Origin of the sequence: Pseudomonas sp. BW16M2, from assembly GCF_014268865.1 — a bacterium.
Lineage (GTDB): Bacteria > Pseudomonadota > Gammaproteobacteria > Pseudomonadales > Pseudomonadaceae > Aquipseudomonas > Aquipseudomonas peradeniyensis.
Genome location: NZ_JABWRI010000003.1, coordinates 56,176 through 74,119, shown reverse-complemented (window position 1 = coordinate 74,119; position 17,944 = coordinate 56,176). Strand labels below are relative to the sequence as shown.

General features: G+C 66.1%; 19 protein-coding genes. 9 read left to right on the top strand and 10 right to left on the bottom strand.

Features of this window, described 5'->3' with window-relative positions:
• Positions 1–30 precede the first annotated feature (30 nt).
• Positions 31–777: an NRDE family protein gene (locus HU735_RS04570; RefSeq protein WP_186712596.1), complete on the bottom strand. Its 747-nt coding sequence runs from the start codon at positions 775–777 to the stop codon at positions 31–33.
• Positions 778–908: 131 nt separating this feature from the next.
• Here HU735_RS04570 and HU735_RS04565 point away from each other — a divergent pair, with 131 nt between their 5' ends.
• From HU735_RS04565 to HU735_RS04555, 3 genes are read left to right on the top strand one after another with little or no spacing between them, the layout of a single operon-like run.
• Complete coding sequence (locus HU735_RS04565; protein WP_050707397.1) at positions 909–1,691, top strand: sulfite exporter TauE/SafE family protein; 783 nt, start codon at positions 909–911, stop codon at positions 1,689–1,691.
• Between the two features lie 16 nt (positions 1,692–1,707).
• A complete protein-coding gene (gene lgt, locus HU735_RS04560) occupies positions 1,708–2,517 on the top strand; it encodes a prolipoprotein diacylglyceryl transferase (RefSeq protein WP_050707398.1) in 810 nt (269 codons plus the stop codon).
• A 48-nt stretch (positions 2,518–2,565) separates the two neighbouring features.
• On the top strand, positions 2,566–3,537 hold the full coding sequence (locus HU735_RS04555; RefSeq protein WP_186712595.1) for a thymidylate synthase: 972 nt from the start codon (positions 2,566–2,568) through the stop codon (positions 3,535–3,537).
• A gap of 102 nt (positions 3,538–3,639) precedes the next feature.
• On the opposite strand, the gene cadR is transcribed toward HU735_RS04555, so the two are convergent.
• A complete protein-coding gene (gene cadR, locus HU735_RS04550) occupies positions 3,640–4,083 on the bottom strand; it encodes a cadmium resistance transcriptional regulator CadR (RefSeq protein ID WP_186712594.1) in 444 nt (147 codons plus the stop codon).
• Between the two features lie 110 nt (positions 4,084–4,193).
• Here cadR and HU735_RS04545 point away from each other — a divergent pair, with 110 nt between their 5' ends.
• Both HU735_RS04545 and HU735_RS04540 read left to right on the top strand, forming a co-directional pair.
• Positions 4,194–6,425 (top strand): heavy metal translocating P-type ATPase, encoded by a 2,232-nt coding sequence (locus HU735_RS04545; RefSeq protein ID WP_186712593.1) that lies wholly within the window; start codon positions 4,194–4,196, stop codon positions 6,423–6,425.
• Between the two features lie 32 nt (positions 6,426–6,457).
• Positions 6,458–7,327: a LysR family transcriptional regulator gene (locus HU735_RS04540; protein ID WP_186712592.1), complete on the top strand. Its 870-nt coding sequence runs from the start codon at positions 6,458–6,460 to the stop codon at positions 7,325–7,327.
• Positions 7,328–7,385: 58 nt separating this feature from the next.
• On the opposite strand, the gene HU735_RS04535 is transcribed toward HU735_RS04540, so the two are convergent.
• Positions 7,386–7,862, bottom strand: a complete 477-nt coding sequence (locus HU735_RS04535; protein ID WP_186712591.1) for a DUF4399 domain-containing protein — start codon at positions 7,860–7,862, stop codon at positions 7,386–7,388.
• 228 nt (positions 7,863–8,090) lie between these two features.
• Here HU735_RS04535 and HU735_RS04530 point away from each other — a divergent pair, with 228 nt between their 5' ends.
• Positions 8,091–8,573: a transporter substrate-binding domain-containing protein gene (locus tag HU735_RS04530; protein WP_186712590.1), complete on the top strand. Its 483-nt coding sequence runs from the start codon at positions 8,091–8,093 to the stop codon at positions 8,571–8,573.
• Between the two features lie 76 nt (positions 8,574–8,649).
• Here HU735_RS04530 and HU735_RS04525 read toward each other — a convergent pair whose 3' ends face one another.
• Together HU735_RS04525 and HU735_RS04520 are read right to left on the bottom strand one after the other, a co-directional pair.
• Positions 8,650–9,147: a DUF523 domain-containing protein gene (locus HU735_RS04525; protein WP_186712589.1), complete on the bottom strand. Its 498-nt coding sequence runs from the start codon at positions 9,145–9,147 to the stop codon at positions 8,650–8,652.
• Positions 9,134–9,757 (bottom strand): 2OG-Fe(II) oxygenase, encoded by a 624-nt coding sequence (locus HU735_RS04520; RefSeq protein ID WP_186712588.1) that lies wholly within the window; start codon positions 9,755–9,757, stop codon positions 9,134–9,136. The genes HU735_RS04525 and HU735_RS04520 overlap by 14 nt, the downstream gene beginning before the upstream one ends.
• Positions 9,758–9,878: 121 nt before the next feature.
• On the opposite strand from HU735_RS04520, the gene HU735_RS04515 reads away from it, so the two are divergent.
• The gene (locus HU735_RS04515; protein ID WP_186712587.1) at positions 9,879–10,631 is read left to right on the top strand and encodes a DUF2059 domain-containing protein; all 753 of its coding nucleotides are present in this window, start codon (positions 9,879–9,881) and stop codon (positions 10,629–10,631) included.
• Here HU735_RS04515 and HU735_RS04510 read toward each other — a convergent pair whose 3' ends face one another.
• On the bottom strand, positions 10,632–11,558 hold the full coding sequence (locus tag HU735_RS04510) for an alpha/beta hydrolase (RefSeq protein ID WP_186712586.1): 927 nt from the start codon (positions 11,556–11,558) through the stop codon (positions 10,632–10,634).
• Between the two features lie 88 nt (positions 11,559–11,646).
• Here HU735_RS04510 and HU735_RS04505 point away from each other — a divergent pair, with 88 nt between their 5' ends.
• Positions 11,647–12,228 carry a DUF6436 domain-containing protein gene (locus tag HU735_RS04505; RefSeq protein ID WP_186712585.1) on the top strand — a complete coding sequence of 194 codons (582 nt, stop codon included), beginning with the start codon at positions 11,647–11,649 and terminating at the stop codon, positions 12,226–12,228.
• A 118-nt stretch (positions 12,229–12,346) separates the two neighbouring features.
• Complete coding sequence (locus HU735_RS04500) at positions 12,347–14,713, top strand: penicillin acylase family protein (RefSeq protein WP_186712584.1); 2,367 nt, start codon at positions 12,347–12,349, stop codon at positions 14,711–14,713.
• An 84-nt stretch (positions 14,714–14,797) separates the two neighbouring features.
• Here HU735_RS04500 and HU735_RS04495 read toward each other — a convergent pair whose 3' ends face one another.
• The 4 genes from HU735_RS04495 to HU735_RS04480 are packed head-to-tail and all read right to left on the bottom strand — an operon-like array spanning position 14,798 to position 17,742.
• Positions 14,798–15,670 (bottom strand): transporter substrate-binding domain-containing protein, encoded by an 873-nt coding sequence (locus HU735_RS04495; RefSeq protein ID WP_186712583.1) that lies wholly within the window; start codon positions 15,668–15,670, stop codon positions 14,798–14,800.
• Positions 15,667–16,440, bottom strand: a complete 774-nt coding sequence (locus HU735_RS04490; protein WP_186712582.1) for an amino acid ABC transporter ATP-binding protein — start codon at positions 16,438–16,440, stop codon at positions 15,667–15,669. The genes HU735_RS04495 and HU735_RS04490 overlap by 4 nt, the downstream gene beginning before the upstream one ends.
• On the bottom strand, positions 16,437–17,096 hold the full coding sequence (locus HU735_RS04485) for an amino acid ABC transporter permease (RefSeq protein WP_186712581.1): 660 nt from the start codon (positions 17,094–17,096) through the stop codon (positions 16,437–16,439). The genes HU735_RS04490 and HU735_RS04485 overlap by 4 nt, the downstream gene beginning before the upstream one ends.
• Positions 17,077–17,742: an amino acid ABC transporter permease gene (locus HU735_RS04480; RefSeq protein ID WP_050707417.1), complete on the bottom strand. Its 666-nt coding sequence runs from the start codon at positions 17,740–17,742 to the stop codon at positions 17,077–17,079. Before HU735_RS04480 ends, HU735_RS04485 begins: the two co-directional genes overlap by 20 nt.
• Between the last annotated feature and the right edge of the window lie 202 nt (positions 17,743–17,944).

Below are 17,944 nucleotides of genomic sequence, written 5' to 3'. Positions count from 1 at the left end.
CGCGAAAGGGGCGCAAAGCGCCCCCTGCTTTCAAACGTCTATAGCCACCTCGCCCAAGTGCCCACCAAACGGCCCGAAACTGCGCTCGACCATCTGCCGCCGCCCTTGGTCATCGACGATCAGCACCGTGCTTGCCCGCGTCCCATAGTTCTGGCTGGCGATGAACACGCTCGACAGCAGCCTTTCGGTGGCCAGCCCCACGCCGGTCTCCGGCAATTCACCGTCTGGCGCGGGCTGCGCATCGCCCAGCAGGGCCAATAGTCGTTGCGGATCGTCGGCCTCGAGCAATCCCTCAAGCCCACGGCGCGCCTTGACCAGCTTCGGCCACGGCGTATCCAGCCCGGCATTCGAAAGCCCGTAGACCCCAGGCGCCAGCATGCGCGGCGCGGCCTCGCGGGCATGCAGGTAGCCCAGCCGTTCGCCATCACCCACCAGCAGGTTGAAGCCCGAGTACTGCCCGCTGCGGCTGGCCACCTGGTCCAGGTAGGCTTCGACCCCCAGCTCGCCCTGCAGGTACGCCGCCACCAGCTCGCCCCGTGAGCGCGGCCCGAGCGGCTGGCGCGGATCGCGGATATTGGTCAGCGCGGCGAAGCGCCCGTTCGGCCCTACCCCCAGCCAGGTTCCGCCTGCCTCCAGGTCACGCCCGGCATGCACCCCCGGGGCATCCTCCCAGGCGGCCAGGGCCTGGGTCGGCCGGGCGTAGAACTCGTCGCGGTTGGCCGCGACGATCAGCGGCCGGGCTGTCCCCGGCCGCCAGGCGAATACGATCAGGCACATAGGTTGTCCCCTGTGTTTTCGGCCACTCTACCCGCGCCGCCGACCGCTAGCCATCATCTGACACAGAGTTCACTAGAGCGCCGGGCTTGGCTTCCGTTACCATGCCGGATTGTTTTCCACTGGGGCCACGAATGGAATTCGCTCTCTATCTGCTGTTGGGCGCCTGCGCCGGCGTGCTGGCCGGGCTGTTCGGCGTCGGTGGCGGCATCATCATCGTGCCGGTGCTGGTGTTCAGCTTCACCCTGCAGGGCTTCGACCCTTCGGTGCTGACCCACCTGGCGGTCGGCACGTCGCTGGCGACCATCGTCTTCACCTCGATCAATGCCGTGCGCGAGCACCAGCGCAAGGGCGCGGTGCAATGGCCGATCTTCGCCTGGATGACAGTGGGCATCCTGCTCGGCGCGCTGGTCGGGGCCAAGACCGCCTCGCTGATCCAGGGCCCGATGCTGCAGAAGATCATCGGCGTGTTCGCCCTGGTGATCGCCGCGCAGATGGCCCTGGACCTCAAGCCCAAGGCCAGCCGCGGCATCCCCGGCAAGCCCGGCCTGACCGCCGCCGGCGGGGTGATCGGCTGGGCCTCGGCCATCTTCGGCATCGGTGGCGGCTCGTTGACCGTGCCGTTCCTCACCTGGCGCAGCCTGCCCATGCAGCAGGCAGTGGCGACTTCGTCGGCCTGCGGCCTGCCGATCGCCCTGGCCAGTGCCCTGGGCTTCATCTGGCTGGGTTGGCATGAGGAACACCTGCCGGCCCACAGCCTGGGCTACGTCTACCTTCCGGCGCTGGTCGGCATCGCTGCCACCAGCATGTTCTTCGCCCGCTACGGCGCGCGACTGGCGCACAAGCTGTCGCCGCGCGTGCTCAAGCGTCTGTTCGCCGCGCTGCTGTTCTGCGTCGGACTCAGCTTCCTTATCTGAACCTAGAGGAAAGACAATGCTGCCTTACCCGCAGATCGACCCGGTGGCCGTGGCCCTCGGTCCACTGAAAATCCACTGGTACGGCCTGATGTACCTGATCGGCATCGGCGGCGCCTGGCTGCTGGCCTCGCGCCGGTTGAACCGCTTCGACCCGACCTGGAGCCGCGAGAAACTCTCCGACCTGGTGTTCTGGCTGTCGATGGGGGTGATCGTTGGCGGCCGCCTGGGCTACGTGCTGTTCTACGACCTGCACCAGTACCTGGCCAACCCGACCTTGATCTTCGAGGTGTGGAAAGGCGGCATGTCGTTCCACGGCGGTTTCATCGGCGTGATGCTGGCCGCGCTGTGGTTCGGCAAGCGCAACAACAAGTCGTTCTTCGAGCTGATGGACTTCGTCGCGCCGCTGGTGCCGATCGGCCTGGGCGCCGGGCGTATCGGCAACTTCATCAACGCCGAGCTGTGGGGCAAGGCCACCGACGTGCCGTGGGCGATGGTGTTCCCGCCGTTCAGCGACCCGGCCCAGCTGCCGCGTCACCCGTCGCAGCTGTATCAGTTCGCCCTCGAAGGTGTGGCATTATTCGTCATTCTTTGGCTGTACTCGCGCAAGCCGCGTCCGACCATGGCCGTTTCCGGCATGTTTGCGCTGTTCTACGGCATCTTCCGCTTCATCGTGGAATTCGTGCGGGTACCCGACGCCCAGCTGGGCTACATCGCCTTCGGCTGGTTGACCATGGGTCAGTTGCTCTGCGTGCCGATGATCGTCGGCGGCATCTTCCTGATCTGGTGGGCCTACAACCGTAAACCGTCGGCCAAGGCCACCGTCTGATTTTCACGGCAGGGGCGATCCCCCTGCCGTTCTTGCTACAGGTAAGCCATGAAACAGTATCTAGATCTGGTCCGTGACGTCATCGAAAACGGCACGCTGCAGGAAAACCGCACCGGCATCCGCACCATCAGCCTGCCGGGCGCCATGCTCAAGTTCGACCTGCAGAAAGGCTTCCCGGCCATCACCACGCGCAAGCTGGCGTTCAAGTCGGCGATTGGCGAGATGGTGGGCTTTTTGCGCGGCGTGAAGAACGCCGGCGAGTTCCGCGAGCTGGGCTGCAAGGTCTGGGACCAGAACGCCAACGAGAACGCCCAGTGGCTGGCCAACCCGTTCCGCCAGGGCCACGACGACCTCGGCGAGATCTACGGCGTGCAATGGCGCCAGTGGCCGGGCTACAAGCGCATCCCGCTGAGCAACCCGGCGGCCATCGAGATGGCCGAGCAGGCAGGTTTTCGCCGCATCGCCCAGGACGAGGAAGACGGCCAGGCGTTCGTCATCCTGTACAAGGCCATCGACCAGGTGCGCCAGTGCCTGGACACCATCGCCAACGACCCGGGCAGCCGGCGCATCCTGTTCCACGGCTGGAACTGCGCCCAGCTGGATGAGATGGCCCTGCCGCCGTGCCACCTGCTGTACCAGTTCCACCCGAATGTCGAGACGAAGGAAATCTCCCTGACCCTCTACATCCGCTCCAACGACCTGGGCCTGGGCACGCCGTTCAACCTCACCGAGGGCGCGGCGCTACTGTCGCTGTTCGGCCGCCTGACCGGCTACACCCCGCGCTGGTTCACCTACTTCATCGGCGATGCCCATGTGTATGAGAACCACCTGGACATGCTGGGCGAGCAGATGAAACGCGAACCGCTGGCCGCGCCGAAGCTGGTGATCAGCGACCGCGTGCCGGCATTCGCCGAGACCGGCAAGTACGAGCCGGAGTGGCTGGAGAAGATCGAGCCGAGCGACTTCTGGCTGGAAGGCTATGAGCACCATGCGCCGATGACGGCGCCGATGGCGGTCTGACAGATCTTCATCTGTCTGAGCTGACGCAATCGCGGGGCAAGCCCGCTCCCACGTATGCATTGAGTCACGTGGGAGCGGGCTTGCCCCGCGATGCTTTTGGCATCAATGCCCGTGACTGCGCCCCACATGGGAATGCTCGGTCTCCGGCACCGACACGGCCCCATTGGTCTCCAACTGCTGCAATATCGCGCACTCCGCCCCCTGCGCATTGCACTGCTGGCGCAACTCCACCAGCTGCGCCTGCAGCGCCACCAGCCCGTCGATCCTCGCCTGCACATGCTCGATATGTTCGTCGATCAGCGCATTGACGCTGCCGCACGAGCCATCGGGGCTGTCGCGCAGGCTCAACAGGCTGCGGATTTCATCGAGGGTCATGTCCAGAGTGCGGCAGTTGCGGATGAAGGTCAGCCGCTCGACATGGGCCTGGGTGTAGAGCCGATAGTTGCCGTCGCTGCGGGCGGGCTCGGGCAGCAGTTGCTCGCGTTCGTAGTAGCGGATGGTCTCCACGGCGCAGTCGGTGGCCTTGGCCAGTTCTCCGATCTTCATGGCAAATCTCCAGCAGAGGGCTTGACCCTATAGTGGCTACAGGGTGTTCACTTGGCAACAACCACTCTGTGGATATCCGCAGAGGCCAGTGCTCAGTTAAGGATGATTCCATGAACCAGCCTGTCAGCCCCGACCACAAGCATGACCACGCGCATGGCCATGAGCCCCACGCCCACAGCTGCTGTGCCAGCAAGGCTGCCCCGGCCCTGGTGCAGCTGACCGAAAAGGCCAGCGCCCAGGCCCAGCTCAGCCGCTTTCGCATCGAAGCCATGGACTGCCCCACCGAACAGACGCTGATCCAGGACAAGCTGGGCAAGCTGGCCGGCATCGAGCAACTGGAGTTCAACCTGATCAACCGGGTGCTCGGCGTGCGCCACACGCTGGTTGGCACCGCCGAGATCGAGCGGGCCATCGACAGCCTGGGGATGAAGGCCGAACCGCTGGCCGCCGAGGGCGACGGCAGCGCCAATGCGCCCCAGGCGAGCAAGACCCGCTGGTGGCCGCTGGCCTTGTCGGGTATTGCCGCGATCGCCGCCGAAGTCGTGCACTTCTCCGGCAAGGCGCCGGAGTGGGTGGTCGCCGCACTGGCCCTGGCGGCGATCCTCGGCTGCGGCCTGGGCACCTACAAGAAGGGCTGGATCGCCCTGAAGAACCGCAACCTCAACATCAATGCCCTGATGAGCATCGCCGTGACCGGCGCCGTGCTGATCGGCCAATGGCCGGAGGCGGCCATGGTCATGGTGCTGTTCACCATCGCCGAGCTGATCGAGGCCCGCTCGCTGGATCGCGCGCGCAATGCCATTGGCGGCCTGATGCAACTGGCGCCGGACCTGGCCACCGTGCAGCAGGCCGACGGCCAGTGGCGCGAGCTCGACGTGCGCGAAGTGCCGATCGGCGCCCTGGTGCGGGTGCGGCCGGGCGAGCGCATCGGCCTGGATGGCGAGGTGGTCAGTGGCCAGTCCAGCGTCGACCAGGCGCCGATCACCGGCGAGAGCCTGCCGGTCGAGAAGACCGTGGGCGACAAGCTGTTCGCCGGCACCATCAACCAGGCCGGTGCCCTGGAGTACCGCGTCACCGCCGCCGCCGGCCAGTCGACCCTGGCGCGGATCATCAAGGCCGTCGAGGAGGCCCAGGGCGCCCGTGCGCCGACCCAGCGCTTCGTCGACCAGTTCTCGCGCATCTATACCCCGGTGGTGTTCGCCGTGGCCCTGGCCGTGGCGGTGATACCGCCGCTGTTCATGGCCGGCGCCTGGTTCGACTGGATCTACCGTGCCCTGGTGCTGCTGGTGGTGGCCTGCCCATGCGCGTTGGTGATCTCGACCCCGGTGACCATCGTCAGCGGCCTGGCCGCGGCAGCGCGCAAGGGCATCCTGATCAAGGGCGGCGTGTACCTCGAAGGCGGGCGCAAGCTGGACTTCCTCGCCCTGGACAAGACCGGCACCATCACCCACGGCAAGCCGGTGCAGACCGACAGCAAGGTCCTCGACCCACTGTTCGAAGGCCGTGCCCAGGCCCTGGCCGCCAGTCTGGCCGCCCGCTCCGACCACCCGGTGTCCGGTGCCATCGCCCTGTTCGCCAGGGAACAGGACCTGGCCTTGAGCGAGGTCAGCGAATTCGCCGCCCTGGCCGGTCGCGGTGTGCGCGGTGATATCGAGGGCCAGACCTACCACCTGGGCAACCATCGCCTGGTCGAAGAGCTCGGCCTGTGCTCCCCGGAGCTTGAAGCGCAGCTCGATGTGCTGGAGCGCCAGGGCAAGACCGTGGTGCTGTTGCTCGACCGCTCCGGCCCGCTGGCGCTGTTCGCCGTGGCCGACACGGTCAAGGACAGCAGCCGCCAGGCCATCGCCGAACTGCACGAGCTGGGCATCAAGACTGTCATGCTGACCGGCGACAATCCCCATACCGCCCAGGCCATCGCCGCCCAGGTGGGGATCGATCGCGCCGAGGGCAACCTGCTGCCGGCGGACAAGCTGGCCAGCATCGAGCGCCTGTACGGCGAGGGCCATCGGGTCGGCATGGTCGGTGACGGCATCAACGACGCACCGGCCCTGGCCCGTGCCGAGATCGGCTTCGCCATGGCCGCCGCCGGCACCGACACGGCCATCGAGACCGCCGACGTGGCGCTGATGGACGACGACTTGCGCAAAATCCCGGCGTTCGTCAGGCTGTCGCGCCAAAGCGCGGCGATCCTCACCCAGAACATCGTGCTGGCCCTGGGAATCAAGGCGATCTTCCTGGCAATCACCTTTGCCGGCATGGCCACCATGTGGATGGCGGTGTTCGCCGACATGGGCGTGAGCCTGCTGGTGGTGTTCAACGGCTTGCGCCTGCTGCGCAAATAGGCGCCCGCAGCGCAGAACAGAGGTTATCCACAATGCTGAGCGCCGAGCTCAAAGCCTTCTACATGGTGGCCCGCCTGGGCAGCATCACCCTGGCGGCGAAGAAGCTCGGGCTCAGCCAGCCGACGGTGACCACGCAAATCCGCAATCTCGAGGGCCAGTACAACGTCGAACTGTTCTACCGCGGTGGTCGGCGCCTGGTGCTGAGCGAGGAAGGCGTGCGCCTGCTGCCGATGGTCAAGGCGCTGTTGCAGCAGGAGGCCGACATCGAGTTCGAGCTGCGCAACAGCGGTCAGGCCCAGGGCAGCCTGCGCATCGCCGCCACGGCGCCCTACTACATCCTCGACCTGGTGAAGATCTTCCGCGAGCGCCTGCCCCAGGTGGAAGTGGCAGTGGAAATCGGCAACTCGCAGCAGGTGCTGGAGATGCTCGAGGATTACCGGGTGGATATCGCCGCGTCCTCGCAACTGCTCGAGGATGCGCGCCTGGTGCGCCGGGTGCTGGGCACCGACCCGCTGGTGGTGGCGGTGCACCGCAATCATCCGCTGGCCCAGCGTCAGGCGGTGTCCATCGACGTGGTGGCCGGGCATTGCCTGCTGATGCGCGAGCAGGGCTCGACCACGCGCAAGCTGACCGAGCAGATGATGCAAGAAGCCAATGTGAAGGCCGGGGCCTTGCTGGAGATCGGCAGCCGCGAGTCGATTCGCGAGGCGGTGCTGCGCAATATCGGCATCAGCATCATTGCCCGCCACGAGGTGCCGCATAACCCGGAACTGCGGGTGCTGGTGCTGGAGGATGCGCCGGTGATGCACGAGTACCTGTATTGCCTGAAGGAGCGGCGCCAGGCGCGGTTGCCGGCGGCTTTTCTGGGCGTGGCGCAGGAAGTGGTTGGCTCGCAGTTCTGAAACGGCCGGCAATGAGCTCATCGCCGGCAAGCGGGCCGGCCGGCGATGGCGCGGCGGATCACTTCACGTTGACGGTGATCTTCTGCGACTCGACGCTCGGCTTGAACGGCACGTGGTACTTGTCGCCCAGCACCAACTGCAGGGTGTGCTTGCCCGGCGTGAGGGTGATGGTCGCCTCGGTCTGCGCCTTGCCGAAGTGCAGCACCTGCGGACCTGCCGGCAGCGGCGCGTTGTTCTCCGGCATCAGGCTGGTGGGCAGCGGCTGGTCGGCCAGGGGCGCCTTGTCCACGTCCACCAGCAGGTGGTGATGGCCGGTGTGCGGGGTCTGGTCACCCGCGGGCTTGAGGCCCATGCCTTCGATGCCGAACTTGACGGTGAAGGTCTTATCGACCGTGGCCCCGTCGGCGGGCGAAACGATGAAGACCTTGGCGCCTTCCGGTGGCTGCTCGCTCTTCAGGGTATCCGCGGCACTGGCGAACACCGACGCCCCCATCAGCAGACCGGCGACGGCAGCACGCGAAAATAGGCTTTTCATTCACTTCTCCTGTGATTCACTTCAATTGACCGCTATCGCTTAAACGAAGTACGGCGGTACTTCACCATAGTCCAGCTCGGCCGGCAGAGGTTCAAAAACAGGGACAGAAATATTTCAGGGCAGAAGAAAACCTTGCCGCTACCTGGAGGTCATAGGCTGCGTTCGACCGGGGCAGACGAGAAAGCCACGGCGAATGCACTTCATCTGCCGAACAAGAAAGGGGCACTCATGCGTTTGACCATTGGCATTCTGCTGGCGGTACTGTTCAGCCCACTGGCCCAGGCCGAACTGATCGACGAAATCAATGACCGTGGCGAACTGCGCATCGCCGTGCTTGGCGACGCGCCACCCTATGCGTTCAAGGAGAACGAACACCTGACTGGCTTCGAGATCGAGTTGGGGCAGGCCCTGGCCAAGGAGCTGGATGTGCGGGCCGAGTTCGTCGAGACGCCCGCCGAAGAGGTGCTGCCTGGGGTGGAGAGCGGCAAGTTCGATATGACCTTCAACCAGCAAGACGCCGAACTGAGCGATAAGCTCGACGCCATTCGTACCCTGGCCAACCAGAAACTGGTGATCCCATACCAGAAGGGCAATCCAGCCTTCGAGACGGCTGTGAACAATGCTCTGCAGCGGATCGAGAACGATGGCCGTCTGGCTGACCTGGAAAGCAAATGGCTCAAGGGCACCAAGCAGGCGACCGCCGGACAGTAACACCGCATCGCGGGGCAAGCCCGCTCCCACGCTGCCGTCATGGTCACCATTGCGTGGGAGCGGGCTTGCCCCGCGATCAGACCTTGGCCAACGCTCGCTGCGCGTCTTCCAGCTCCAGTTCGCTGAACACGAGTACCCCTTCGCGACGCAGCAAGGCCGTGGTCACCCCTTCCCCCGCCACCTTCACACCGCTGAAACTGCCGTCATAGGTCTGCAGGTTGCCACACGACGGGCTGCCGGACTTGAGCACCGCCACACGGATGCGATGCCGACGCACCAGCTCCAGCGCCAGTCGGGCCCCGGACAGGAACGCCTCGCTGACATCGTCGCCGGACACCGTCACTACCCGCGCCTGCCCATCCAGGACCTGGCCGCCCTGCCCGCCCGGAATTTCCGCAGGCGGGCGCGGCGTCGGCAAGCCACCGGCCACCTCCGGGCACAGCGGGACCACCCGGCCTTCGGCCTGCCAGCGCTGCAGGATGTCGGGATGACCGCTGGCACGCCCGTCATAGCGCACCGGCTGGCCCAGCAGACAGGCGCTGACCAGCACCTTCGGCCGCTCAGAACGGATCATTGCCACGGCGCCGGAACCAGCCGGTCAACGACAGGCGCTCACGCCCGGCCGGAAGCACTTCGTGCGGCACTTCACCCGACAGGAACACCACCAGGCTACCCGCGACCGGCTGCACGTCGTGCTCGACACCATCCTTCAGGAACATCCGCAGCTGCCCGCCGTCCTCCGGCTGCCAGCCTTCATTGAGGTAGAGCACGGCCGACACCATGCGCCGGTCGTCGTCACGGAAGCGGTCGAGATGGCGCTTGTAGAACGCCCCCGGCGGATAAAGGGCAAAATGGCACTCGAAGTCCTCAAGCCCCAGGAACAAGCCCTGGTTGATGGCCTGGCGCAGGCTGTCCATCGCGCCCAGGTAGCGGTCGCAGACCTCCGACTCGCCGGGGTCGAGCCACTGGATCTGATCACCACGGATCGCCTCGCGGATCTCCTGCGCGGCGCCACGACCGACGCTGGCCGGGTTGAGTTCGCCCTCGGCGTGACGGCGACGGCATTCGGCCGCCAGCGCGCGCGACAGCGCGTCGGGCAGGAAAAGAGGTTGCTGCGACCAGCCACGGGAGGCCAGGTCGTCGACGATCGTCGACAGCAGAGGATGTTCGAAAGGAGTGTGCATGGCGCATCATAGCCATTCGCTAATCGCTCGCACAGCGCCACTTGGTCAGGAAGCGCCGCTGGCGACTCGACAAAGCCCCGCCACGCCTAGGACAATAGCGGCCTGCCGACAGGAGTCCTGAATGCGCCGTCTGTTTTCCCTGCTTCTGCTGATGATCTGCACCATGCCTGTCTGGGCAGACAGCCTCGATCAGCTGTACAAGGCCGCCGGTTGGCCCGACCAGCGCGCCCATTTCAACGATGCCGTGAGCGCCGCCCAGCAGCGCTACCGCAACAGCCTGCCGCCTGCCGTCTACCAGGCGCTGGTCAACAACAGCAACCAGCGCTTCCAGGCCCAGGCCATGGACCGCCGGGCTCAGGCGCAGCTGCGCGCCAACCTGGCGAACCCCTCGCCGGCCCTGGCGTTCTTCCAGTCGCCACTGGGGCGCAAGGTGGTGGCCGCCGAGCTGCTGGCCACGCGCAAGGACCAGCTGGCGAAGAACGCCAAGGGCCTGCCGAAGGTCCAGGCCAGCGACAACCGCCTGTTGATCGTCGGCCACCTGGCCCAGGCCCTGCCAGCCCGCGAAGCCGGCGCCGAGGTCAGCCTGGCGATCGCCGGCGTGGCAGCCGACAGCCTGAGCTCGATGCTGCCCGGCCTGTTCGGTGGCGGCCAGGCGCAGAACCTGCTCGATGGCCAGCGCCAGCGCCTGATGAACCAGGTCGGCGAAGACCTGAACAACACCCTGCTGTACGTCTATCGCGACCTGTCGGACGCCGAGCTGGAGGAATTCGCCACCTTCGCCGAATCCGCCGACGGCCAGGCCTACTACAAGGCAGCGGTGGCCGCGGTACGCGCCGCCCTGGCCGTGGGCCAGAACGCCACCGAGCTGAAGTGATCAGCCCAGGCGCTGGCCGATGAAGTCGAAGTAGCGCTGGCGAATGCCGGGCAGCTCGTTGGCCAGATGATGCCGCGCCTCAGGCAGCATGAGGATCTGCGGCTCGGCGAACTTGGCCTTGAGCACCTTGAGGTTGTAGGGCCAGTCCACCGTGCCGTCCGCCTCGCCCTGCACGATCAGGGGCCGGCGCGTGCTGCGCGGCGCGGCTTCGATACGCCGGACCCACTTCATTAGCGCCCCGACCCAGGCGGTCGGCAGGCGCCGCGGCTGCAGCGGATCGGCCTCGAGGAAGGGCAGGAAGGCCGGGTCGTTGGTGTTCTCGCTGAACCGCCGCTCGATGCCGTTGACGAAGTGACGCAGCACCCGATAGCTCAACTTCGACCAGTGCCAGGCACGCGGGCGCACCAGAGGCGCGAGCAGGATCACCTGGCCATCGGCCGGGCTGCGTTCGCCCTGGTGCAGCAGGTGATCGACCACGATCGCCCCGCCGGTGCTCTGTCCACATAGATGCCAGGGTCGCGGCAGTTCCAGCAGGCGGGCCTGCTCGAACAGCGCATCGAGCACCTGCTGGTAGATGCCGAAATCATCGATGCTGGCCCGCTCGCCACTGGACAGGCCATGGCCGGGCAGGTCGCAGCCGATCACCGCGTAGCCCTGGCCCAATGCCCACTCGATCACATGCCGGTACAGGCCCATGTGATCGTAGTAGCCGTGCAGCAGGAACACCGTCGCCACCGGCTGCTCCGGCAGCCAGAGCTGGCCGACCAGGTCGAAGCCCGCCACCCGGAAGCCACCCAGCCAACTGCGCGCAGGCAGATCCAGGCCATAGAAGCGCTGGTAGGCCTGGCCCTGGGCGGACAACGGCTGAAGATCAACGAGGGGCGACAGGCTGGTACGCAGCTGGTCGGGATTGAAGCTGGCGGGCATCAGTAGATCCACAGTGAAGCAAGTATTGATCTGCGATATTCAGCTCTGGGCCGCGTCATGGCAAGCTTGGCCCCTCCTCCGACCAACAATGCGACCTCGTGCCAAGGCCCCCATGGCGAAGCGATTTCTCACATTACTTGCACTGCTGCTCTGCGCCACCGCCCTCTGGTGGGCCTACGACAGCTTCCAGTCCCGCTACCTGCGCACCTTCGACAACCAGACCACCTTCTTCGACGGCAGCCAGCTACGCCTGCCCCCCGAGCTGGCAGGTCCGGGCCCGATCCGCGTGGTGCACTTCTGGGACCCGGCCTGCCCGTGCAACGTCGGCAACCAGCAGCACCTGGGTGAACTGGTCGAGCACTTCGCGCCGCAGGGCGTCAGCTTCCATGTCGTGCAGCGCCACGGCAGCCACGGCCAGTTGCCGGCCAACCTCGCCGCGCTCAAGCCCCTGGCCAGCCTGCCCGGCAGCGAGCAGCTGCCGGCCACCCCCGCCGTGGCGATCTGGGACCGCGACGGTAACCTCGCCTACTTCGGCCCCTACAGCGAAGGCGCGGTGTGCAACTCCAGCAATAGCTTCATCGAGCCGATCCTCACGGCGCTGAATGAAGGCCGCCGGGTGCAGGCGTCCAACACCCTGGCAGTCGGCTGCTATTGCCCCTGGACCGAATGAAGCGCCCGCGCGCTGTTTTTCGCCGAGGGACATGAAAGTGCCTTCCAGGGCTATGCTCAGTTCGCGCATCCGCCGATGATCGGACCATATTTCTCGCTCGAACGTACAAGGAGTCTCGATGAAGCGCAGCCTGACCTTGCTGGCGGTGGTGATCGCCGTGGCCGCCGCAGGCACCGGTTACTGGTACGTGCGGGACAAGCAGCCGCAACGTGACGGCGAGGTGGCCGTCGGTGGATTGCAGGCGCCGGTCAGCGTGCGTTTCGATGCCCGCGGCGTGCCGCACCTGCAGGCGCAGAACGAGCAGGACCTCTACCGCGCCCTGGGCTACGTGCACGCCCAGGACCGCCTGTTCCAGATGGAGATCATGCGCCGCCTGGCCCGTGGCGAGCTGGCCGAGGTGCTGGGCGAGAAGCTGCTGCCCACCGACACCCTGTTCCGCAGCCTGCGCATCCGTGACCAGGCGGCTCTTATGGCGCAGCGCCAGGACCGCCAGTCGCCGGCCTGGCAGGCGCTGCAGGCTTACCTGGACGGCATCAACCAGTGGCAGGCCAGCCATCCCAAACCGATGGAGTTCGACCTGCTCGGCATCCCGCCACGCCCCTTCACCGCCGAGGACACCCTGAGCATCGCCGGCTACCTCGCCTACAGCTTCGCCGCGGCATTCCGTACCGATCCCGCGCTGACCTACATCCGCGACCAGCTCGGCCCCGACTACCTGAAGATCTTCGACCTCGACTGGCAGCCCGACGGCGCCGTGGCCACGCCCCTGGCCGCCGCCGCCTGGCGCAGCCTGGAGCAGCTGGCGCGGCTGAGCCACGAGGCCCTGGGCGACGCCGGCATCCCGCAGTTCGAAGGCAGCAACGCCTGGGCCGTGGCCGGCAGCCGCACCCGCAGTGGCCGGCCGCTGCTGGCGGGCGACCCGCATATCAGCTTCGCCGTGCCGGCGATCTGGTACGAGGCGGAGCTGTCGGCGCCGGGTTTCAACCTGTATGGCTACTTCCAGGCGCTCAACCCGTTCGCCCTGCTCGGCCACAATCGCGACTTCGGCTGGAGCCTGACCATGTTCCAGAACGACGACGTCGACCTGATCGCGGAGCGGACCAATCCGCAGAACCCCGAGCAGGTGATGGTCGACGGCACATGGCAGCCACTGGAAAAGACCGAGCAGAAGATCGCGGTCAAGGACGCGGAACCTGCCAGCATCACCCTGCGCCGCTCGCCCCATGGCCCGATCGTCAACAGCGTGCTCGGCGATACCGCCGGCCCGACGCCCATCGCCATGTGGTGGGCGTTCCTGGAAACCGACAACCCGATCCTCGAAGGCTTCTACCAGATCAACCGCGCCGACACCCTGGGCAAGATGCGCGAGGCAGCCGCCAAGGTCCAGGCGCCGGGGCTGAACCTGGTGTGGGCCAATGCCCGGGGCGATATCGGCTGGTGGGCGGCGGCACGACTGCCGATCCGCCCGGACGGCGTCAACCCGGCGTTCATTCTCGATGGCGCCAGCGGCCAGGCCGCCAAGCCGGGCTTCTACCCGTTCAGCGCCAATCCGCAGCAGGAGAATCCGGCGAGCGGCTACATCGTCTCGGCCAACTACCAGCCGCCCGGCGCAATCCCCGTGCCCGGTTACTACAACCTGGCCGATCGCGGTCGTCAGCTCGATCGCCAGCTGAGCGACCCGGACATCAAGTGGGACACCCAGAACAGCCAGGCCCTGCAACTGGACACCAGCACCGACTACGGCCCGCGCACCCTGGCGCCGCTGCTCGGCACCTTGCGCAACGTCGCCCAGGGCGACGAGGAGAAGGAGCTGGTCGAGCAACTGGCCGCCTGGCGCGGCGACTATCCGCTGGACTCCACCAGTGCCACGTTGTTCAACCAGTTCCTCTACGAACTGGCGTTCGCCGCCCTGCACGACGAGCTGGGCGACACCTGGTTCCCGGTGCTGATCAGCACCCGCGCCATCGACGCCGCCCTGCCCCGCCTGGCCGCGGACCCGGCATCGCCCTGGTGGAACCTGCGCGGCGCCAGCGAACGCACCGACCGTGGCGCCATCGTGCGCCTGGCCTGGCAACGCAGCCTCAAGCACCTGCACGAGACATTCGGCAAGGATCCGGCCAGCTGGCAATGGGGCAAGGCCCACACCCTCACCCACAACCATCCACTGGGGGTGAAGAAGCCGCTCAACCTGCTGTTCAACGTCGGCCCGTTTGCCGCGCCCGGCACCCACGAGGTGCCGAACAACCTGTCGGCGAAGATCGGCCCGGCGCCCTGGCCGGTCACCTATGGCCCTTCCACGCGCCGGTTGATCGACTTTGCAGACGCAGGCACCGCGCTGACCATCAACCCGGTCGGGCAGAGTGGCGTGCCGTTCGACCGGCATTACGGCGACCAGGCCGAAGACTATATCGAGGGGCGCTATCACAAGGCGCGGATGGGAGTGATTCCGGCGCAGAGCACGTTGCGGTTGGTGCCGGGTAATTGATTCGCCCCATCGCGGGGCAAGCCCGCTCCCACGCACGAATGCCAGTTGTGGGAGCGGGCTTGTCCCGCGATCAGCAGGCGGGGCTCAACCCTGCCACTTGCCGCCTTCGACGATGACGCTCTCAGGCTTGGTGTCGTCGCTCAGTTCCTTGCGCACGTACTGGTCGTACAGCTTGAGCAGGAACTTCTCCTCGCCCAGCTTGGCCAGCTCGCTGTTCACCCAGTCGCGCAACTCGGTGTTGCCCTTCTTCACCGCCGGAGCGATCGGTGCTTCGTCGCCCAGCAACTGCGGCAGCACGCGGTAGCCCGGGTTCTGCTTGGCCCAGCTGAACAGGATCAGGTTGTCCTGGGCATAGGCATCGCCGCGGCCATTGGCCAGGGCGGCCAGCGACTCGGTGTTCTTCTCGAACTTCAGCAGCTTCCAGTCCGGGTGATTCTTGGTCAGCCAGATATCGGCTGTGGTACCGGTGGTGACAATAATGGTCTTGTCGGCCAGGTCGTCGAGCTTCTGCACCGGACTGCCGTCGGCGACGATGGCCTGTACCGCCACGCGCAGGTTGGGGTTGGTGAAGTCCACCGCTTCCTTGCGCTCGGGGGTGACGGTCATGTTGGCGAGGATCAGGTCGACCTTGTCGCTCTGCAGGAACGGAATGCGGCTGGCAGGCTCCACGGCGACGAACTCGACCTTGCTTTCATCGCCCAGCAGGTCCTTGGCGAAGCGGCGGCCGATGTCGGTGTCAAAGCCCACGTAGCGGCCGCTTTCATCGACGAAGCCGAACGGTGGCTTGTCGGTGAACACGCCGACGATCAGCTTGTCGCGGGCCTTGATGGTTTCCAGGTAGCTGGTGGCCGGCGAGGCCGCGGCGGGCTTGCCCGGGTCTTCGGACTTGTTGCAGCCGGCCAGCAGGGCCAGGCCAAGCAGTGGAGCGAGCAGTTTGGCGAACGGGGCAGTCTTCATGACAGTTCCTTGTGCAGTGTCTTGGGCAGGCTTTCGACGAACGAGAATTTCTCCAGGAACTGCTGCGCGCGTGCGCTCTGCGGTTGGGTGAAGAAGCGCTCGGGGTGGTTCTGTTCAAGGATCCTGCCGGCCTCCATGAACACGATGCGGTCGGCCACCGCGCGGGCGAAGGCCATTTCGTGGGTGACGATGAGCAGGGTCATGCCTTCGCGGGCCAGGCCCTGGATCACCTGCAGCACCTCCTTGACCATCTCCGGGTCGAGGGCGGCGGTGACCTCGTCGAACAGCATCACCTGGGGGTTCATGCACAGCGAACGGACGATGGCGATGCGTTGCTGCTGGCCACCGGAGAGCTGGCGGGGAAAGGCGTCGCGCTTGTCCAGCAGGCCGACCCGGGCCAGCAGCGCCTCGGCCTGGGCCTGGGCTTCGCGCCGTTCGCGCTTCTGCACCTTCAGCGGACCCAGCAGCAGGTTGTCGATCACGCTCATGTGGCCGAACAGGTGATAGCTCTGGAACACCATGCCGACCCGCTGGCGCACCTGGCGCCAGTCGGTGTCGGAGCCGAGCAGCTCCTGGCCGTCGAGGCGCAGGCTGCCGCCCTGGGCCTCCTCCAGACCGTTGAGACAGCGCAGCAGGGTGCTCTTGCCGCAGCCGCTGGGGCCGAGGATCACCACCACCTCGCCGGCCTGGACCTTGAGGTCGATGTCCGCGAGCACCTGGTGCTGGCCGAAGAACTTGTTGAAGCCTTGGAATTCGATCAATGGATTCATGCGTGGGCCCAGCGCCGCTCCAGCACGCGGGAGGCGGCCGACAGCGGATAGCAGACAAGAAAGAAGAACAGGAACAGCGCGCCGTAGATCAGCACCGATTCGTAGGTGCGTTCGATGATCTGCTGCCCCGCCTTGATCACTTCGACCACGCCGATCAGTACCGCCAGCGAGCTGGTCTTGATGATCCGCGTGTAGATGTTGATGGTCGGCGGGGTCATGCGCTTGAGCGCCTGGGGCAGCAGCACGTAGCCATACAGCTGCCAGCCGCCCAGGCCGATCGACAACCCCGCCTCGCGCTGCCCGCGTGGCAGCGACTGCAAGGCGCCGCGCACCACCTCGCCGACCTCGCTGGCGCCCCACAGGCCCAGCACCAGCACCGCGCACCAGAAGCTGGGGATGCTCAGGCCGAAGAAGATCGGCAAGCCGAAGAACACCAGGTACAGCCATACCAGCACCGGAATCGCCCGGAACAACTCCAGGTACACCTGCAGCAGAATGTTCAGCCAACGGCTGCCGAGGGTCGCCAGCACGCCGTAGAGCACGCCGCCCAAAGTGGCGAACAGGATGCCCAGGGCCGAGATCGCCAAGGTCTGCCCGGCGCCCGTGGCCAGTTGCGGCAGCGAAACCAGCAGCAGCTCAATGCCCGAACTGGCCATGTTGCAGCCTCCGTTCCAGGTAGCGCAGCAGCAGCGACAGCGGCAGGAAGATCAGCACGCAGAGCAGGGTCAGCACGGCGAGCATTTCGTAGGTCTTGTAGTACAGGGCGATGTAGTTCTTGGTGGTGTAGAGGATCTCCGGCACCGCCACCGCCGACACCACGGTGGTCTCCTTGAGCAGGAACACGAAGTTGGCGAACAGTGCCGGCAGGCTGAGGATGCCGGCCTGGGGCAGGATCACGTGGCGCAGCAACTGCCCTTCGGAGAGCCCGATGGAGCGCCCGGACTCCAGTTGCGCCCGCGGCACGGCCTCGACCCCGGCGCGCAGCACCTCGGTGAGGTAGGCACCGCCCATGAACGTCAGGGTGATGATCGCGGCGGCGAAGCCGGAGACCTTCAGCCCCAGGCTCGGCAAGGCGAAGTAGACGAAGAACAGCTGGATCAGCAGTGGTGTGTTGCGGGCAAGTTCCACGTAGCCCTTGACCAGGCGCCACAGGTACGGCGTGCGCAGCACCAGGATCGTCGCGTTGAGCAGCGCCACCAGCAACGAAGTGACGATGGCGATCGCCCCGACTTGCAGGGTCACGCCAACGGCCTTGAAGAAGGCCGGCAGTGTGCTAAGCATGAAAGCGGTGTCGAAGCTCATGGAAGGGGCCTCGACACGGAGTCACGAAGGTACGGCATGGGGAAGGTCCAGGGTCGGCACGAGGGTGGCTCGGCGTCGTTTCACGAATGGTGGCGCTGTGCCGGTAAGCACGATCCCTAGACTCTAAAGGCATAAAAATATTTTTATAAATATCTTTATTGCATATCTATATCACCACCCCGTGACGCTCGGAAATTTCCTT

Bases quoted from the DNA above. Each gene is read 5' to 3' on its own strand.
- HU735_RS04525 (WP_186712589.1), bottom strand. From the start codon at position 9,147: ATGATCCGTTCTGAGCGGCCGAAGGTGCTGGTCAGCGCCTGTCTGCTG.
- HU735_RS04490 (WP_186712582.1), bottom strand. From the start codon at position 16,440: ATGAATCCATTGATCGAATTCCAAGGCTTCAACAAGTTCTTCGGCCAG.
- HU735_RS04555 (WP_186712595.1), top strand. From the start codon at position 2,566: ATGAAACAGTATCTAGATCTGGTCCGTGACGTCATCGAAAACGGCACG.
- HU735_RS04500 (WP_186712584.1), top strand. From the start codon at position 12,347: ATGAAGCGCAGCCTGACCTTGCTGGCGGTGGTGATCGCCGTGGCCGCC.
- HU735_RS04530 (WP_186712590.1), top strand. From the start codon at position 8,091: ATGCGTTTGACCATTGGCATTCTGCTGGCGGTACTGTTCAGCCCACTG.
- lgt (WP_050707398.1), top strand. From the start codon at position 1,708: ATGCTGCCTTACCCGCAGATCGACCCGGTGGCCGTGGCCCTCGGTCCA.
- HU735_RS04485 (WP_186712581.1), bottom strand. From the start codon at position 17,096: ATGGCCAGTTCGGGCATTGAGCTGCTGCTGGTTTCGCTGCCGCAACTG.
- HU735_RS04505 (WP_186712585.1), top strand. From the start codon at position 11,647: ATGCGACCTCGTGCCAAGGCCCCCATGGCGAAGCGATTTCTCACATTA.
- HU735_RS04515 (WP_186712587.1), top strand. From the start codon at position 9,879: ATGCGCCGTCTGTTTTCCCTGCTTCTGCTGATGATCTGCACCATGCCT.
- HU735_RS04540 (WP_186712592.1), top strand. From the start codon at position 6,458: ATGCTGAGCGCCGAGCTCAAAGCCTTCTACATGGTGGCCCGCCTGGGC.
- cadR (WP_186712594.1), bottom strand. From the start codon at position 4,083: ATGAAGATCGGAGAACTGGCCAAGGCCACCGACTGCGCCGTGGAGACC.
- HU735_RS04510 (WP_186712586.1), bottom strand. From the start codon at position 11,558: ATGCCCGCCAGCTTCAATCCCGACCAGCTGCGTACCAGCCTGTCGCCC.
- HU735_RS04545 (WP_186712593.1), top strand. From the start codon at position 4,194: ATGAACCAGCCTGTCAGCCCCGACCACAAGCATGACCACGCGCATGGC.
- HU735_RS04570 (WP_186712596.1), bottom strand. From the start codon at position 777: ATGTGCCTGATCGTATTCGCCTGGCGGCCGGGGACAGCCCGGCCGCTG.
- HU735_RS04565 (WP_050707397.1), top strand. From the start codon at position 909: ATGGAATTCGCTCTCTATCTGCTGTTGGGCGCCTGCGCCGGCGTGCTG.
- HU735_RS04480 (WP_050707417.1), bottom strand. From the start codon at position 17,742: ATGAGCTTCGACACCGCTTTCATGCTTAGCACACTGCCGGCCTTCTTC.
- HU735_RS04520 (WP_186712588.1), bottom strand. From the start codon at position 9,757: ATGCACACTCCTTTCGAACATCCTCTGCTGTCGACGATCGTCGACGAC.
- HU735_RS04495 (WP_186712583.1), bottom strand. From the start codon at position 15,670: ATGAAGACTGCCCCGTTCGCCAAACTGCTCGCTCCACTGCTTGGCCTG.
- HU735_RS04535 (WP_186712591.1), bottom strand. From the start codon at position 7,862: ATGAAAAGCCTATTTTCGCGTGCTGCCGTCGCCGGTCTGCTGATGGGG.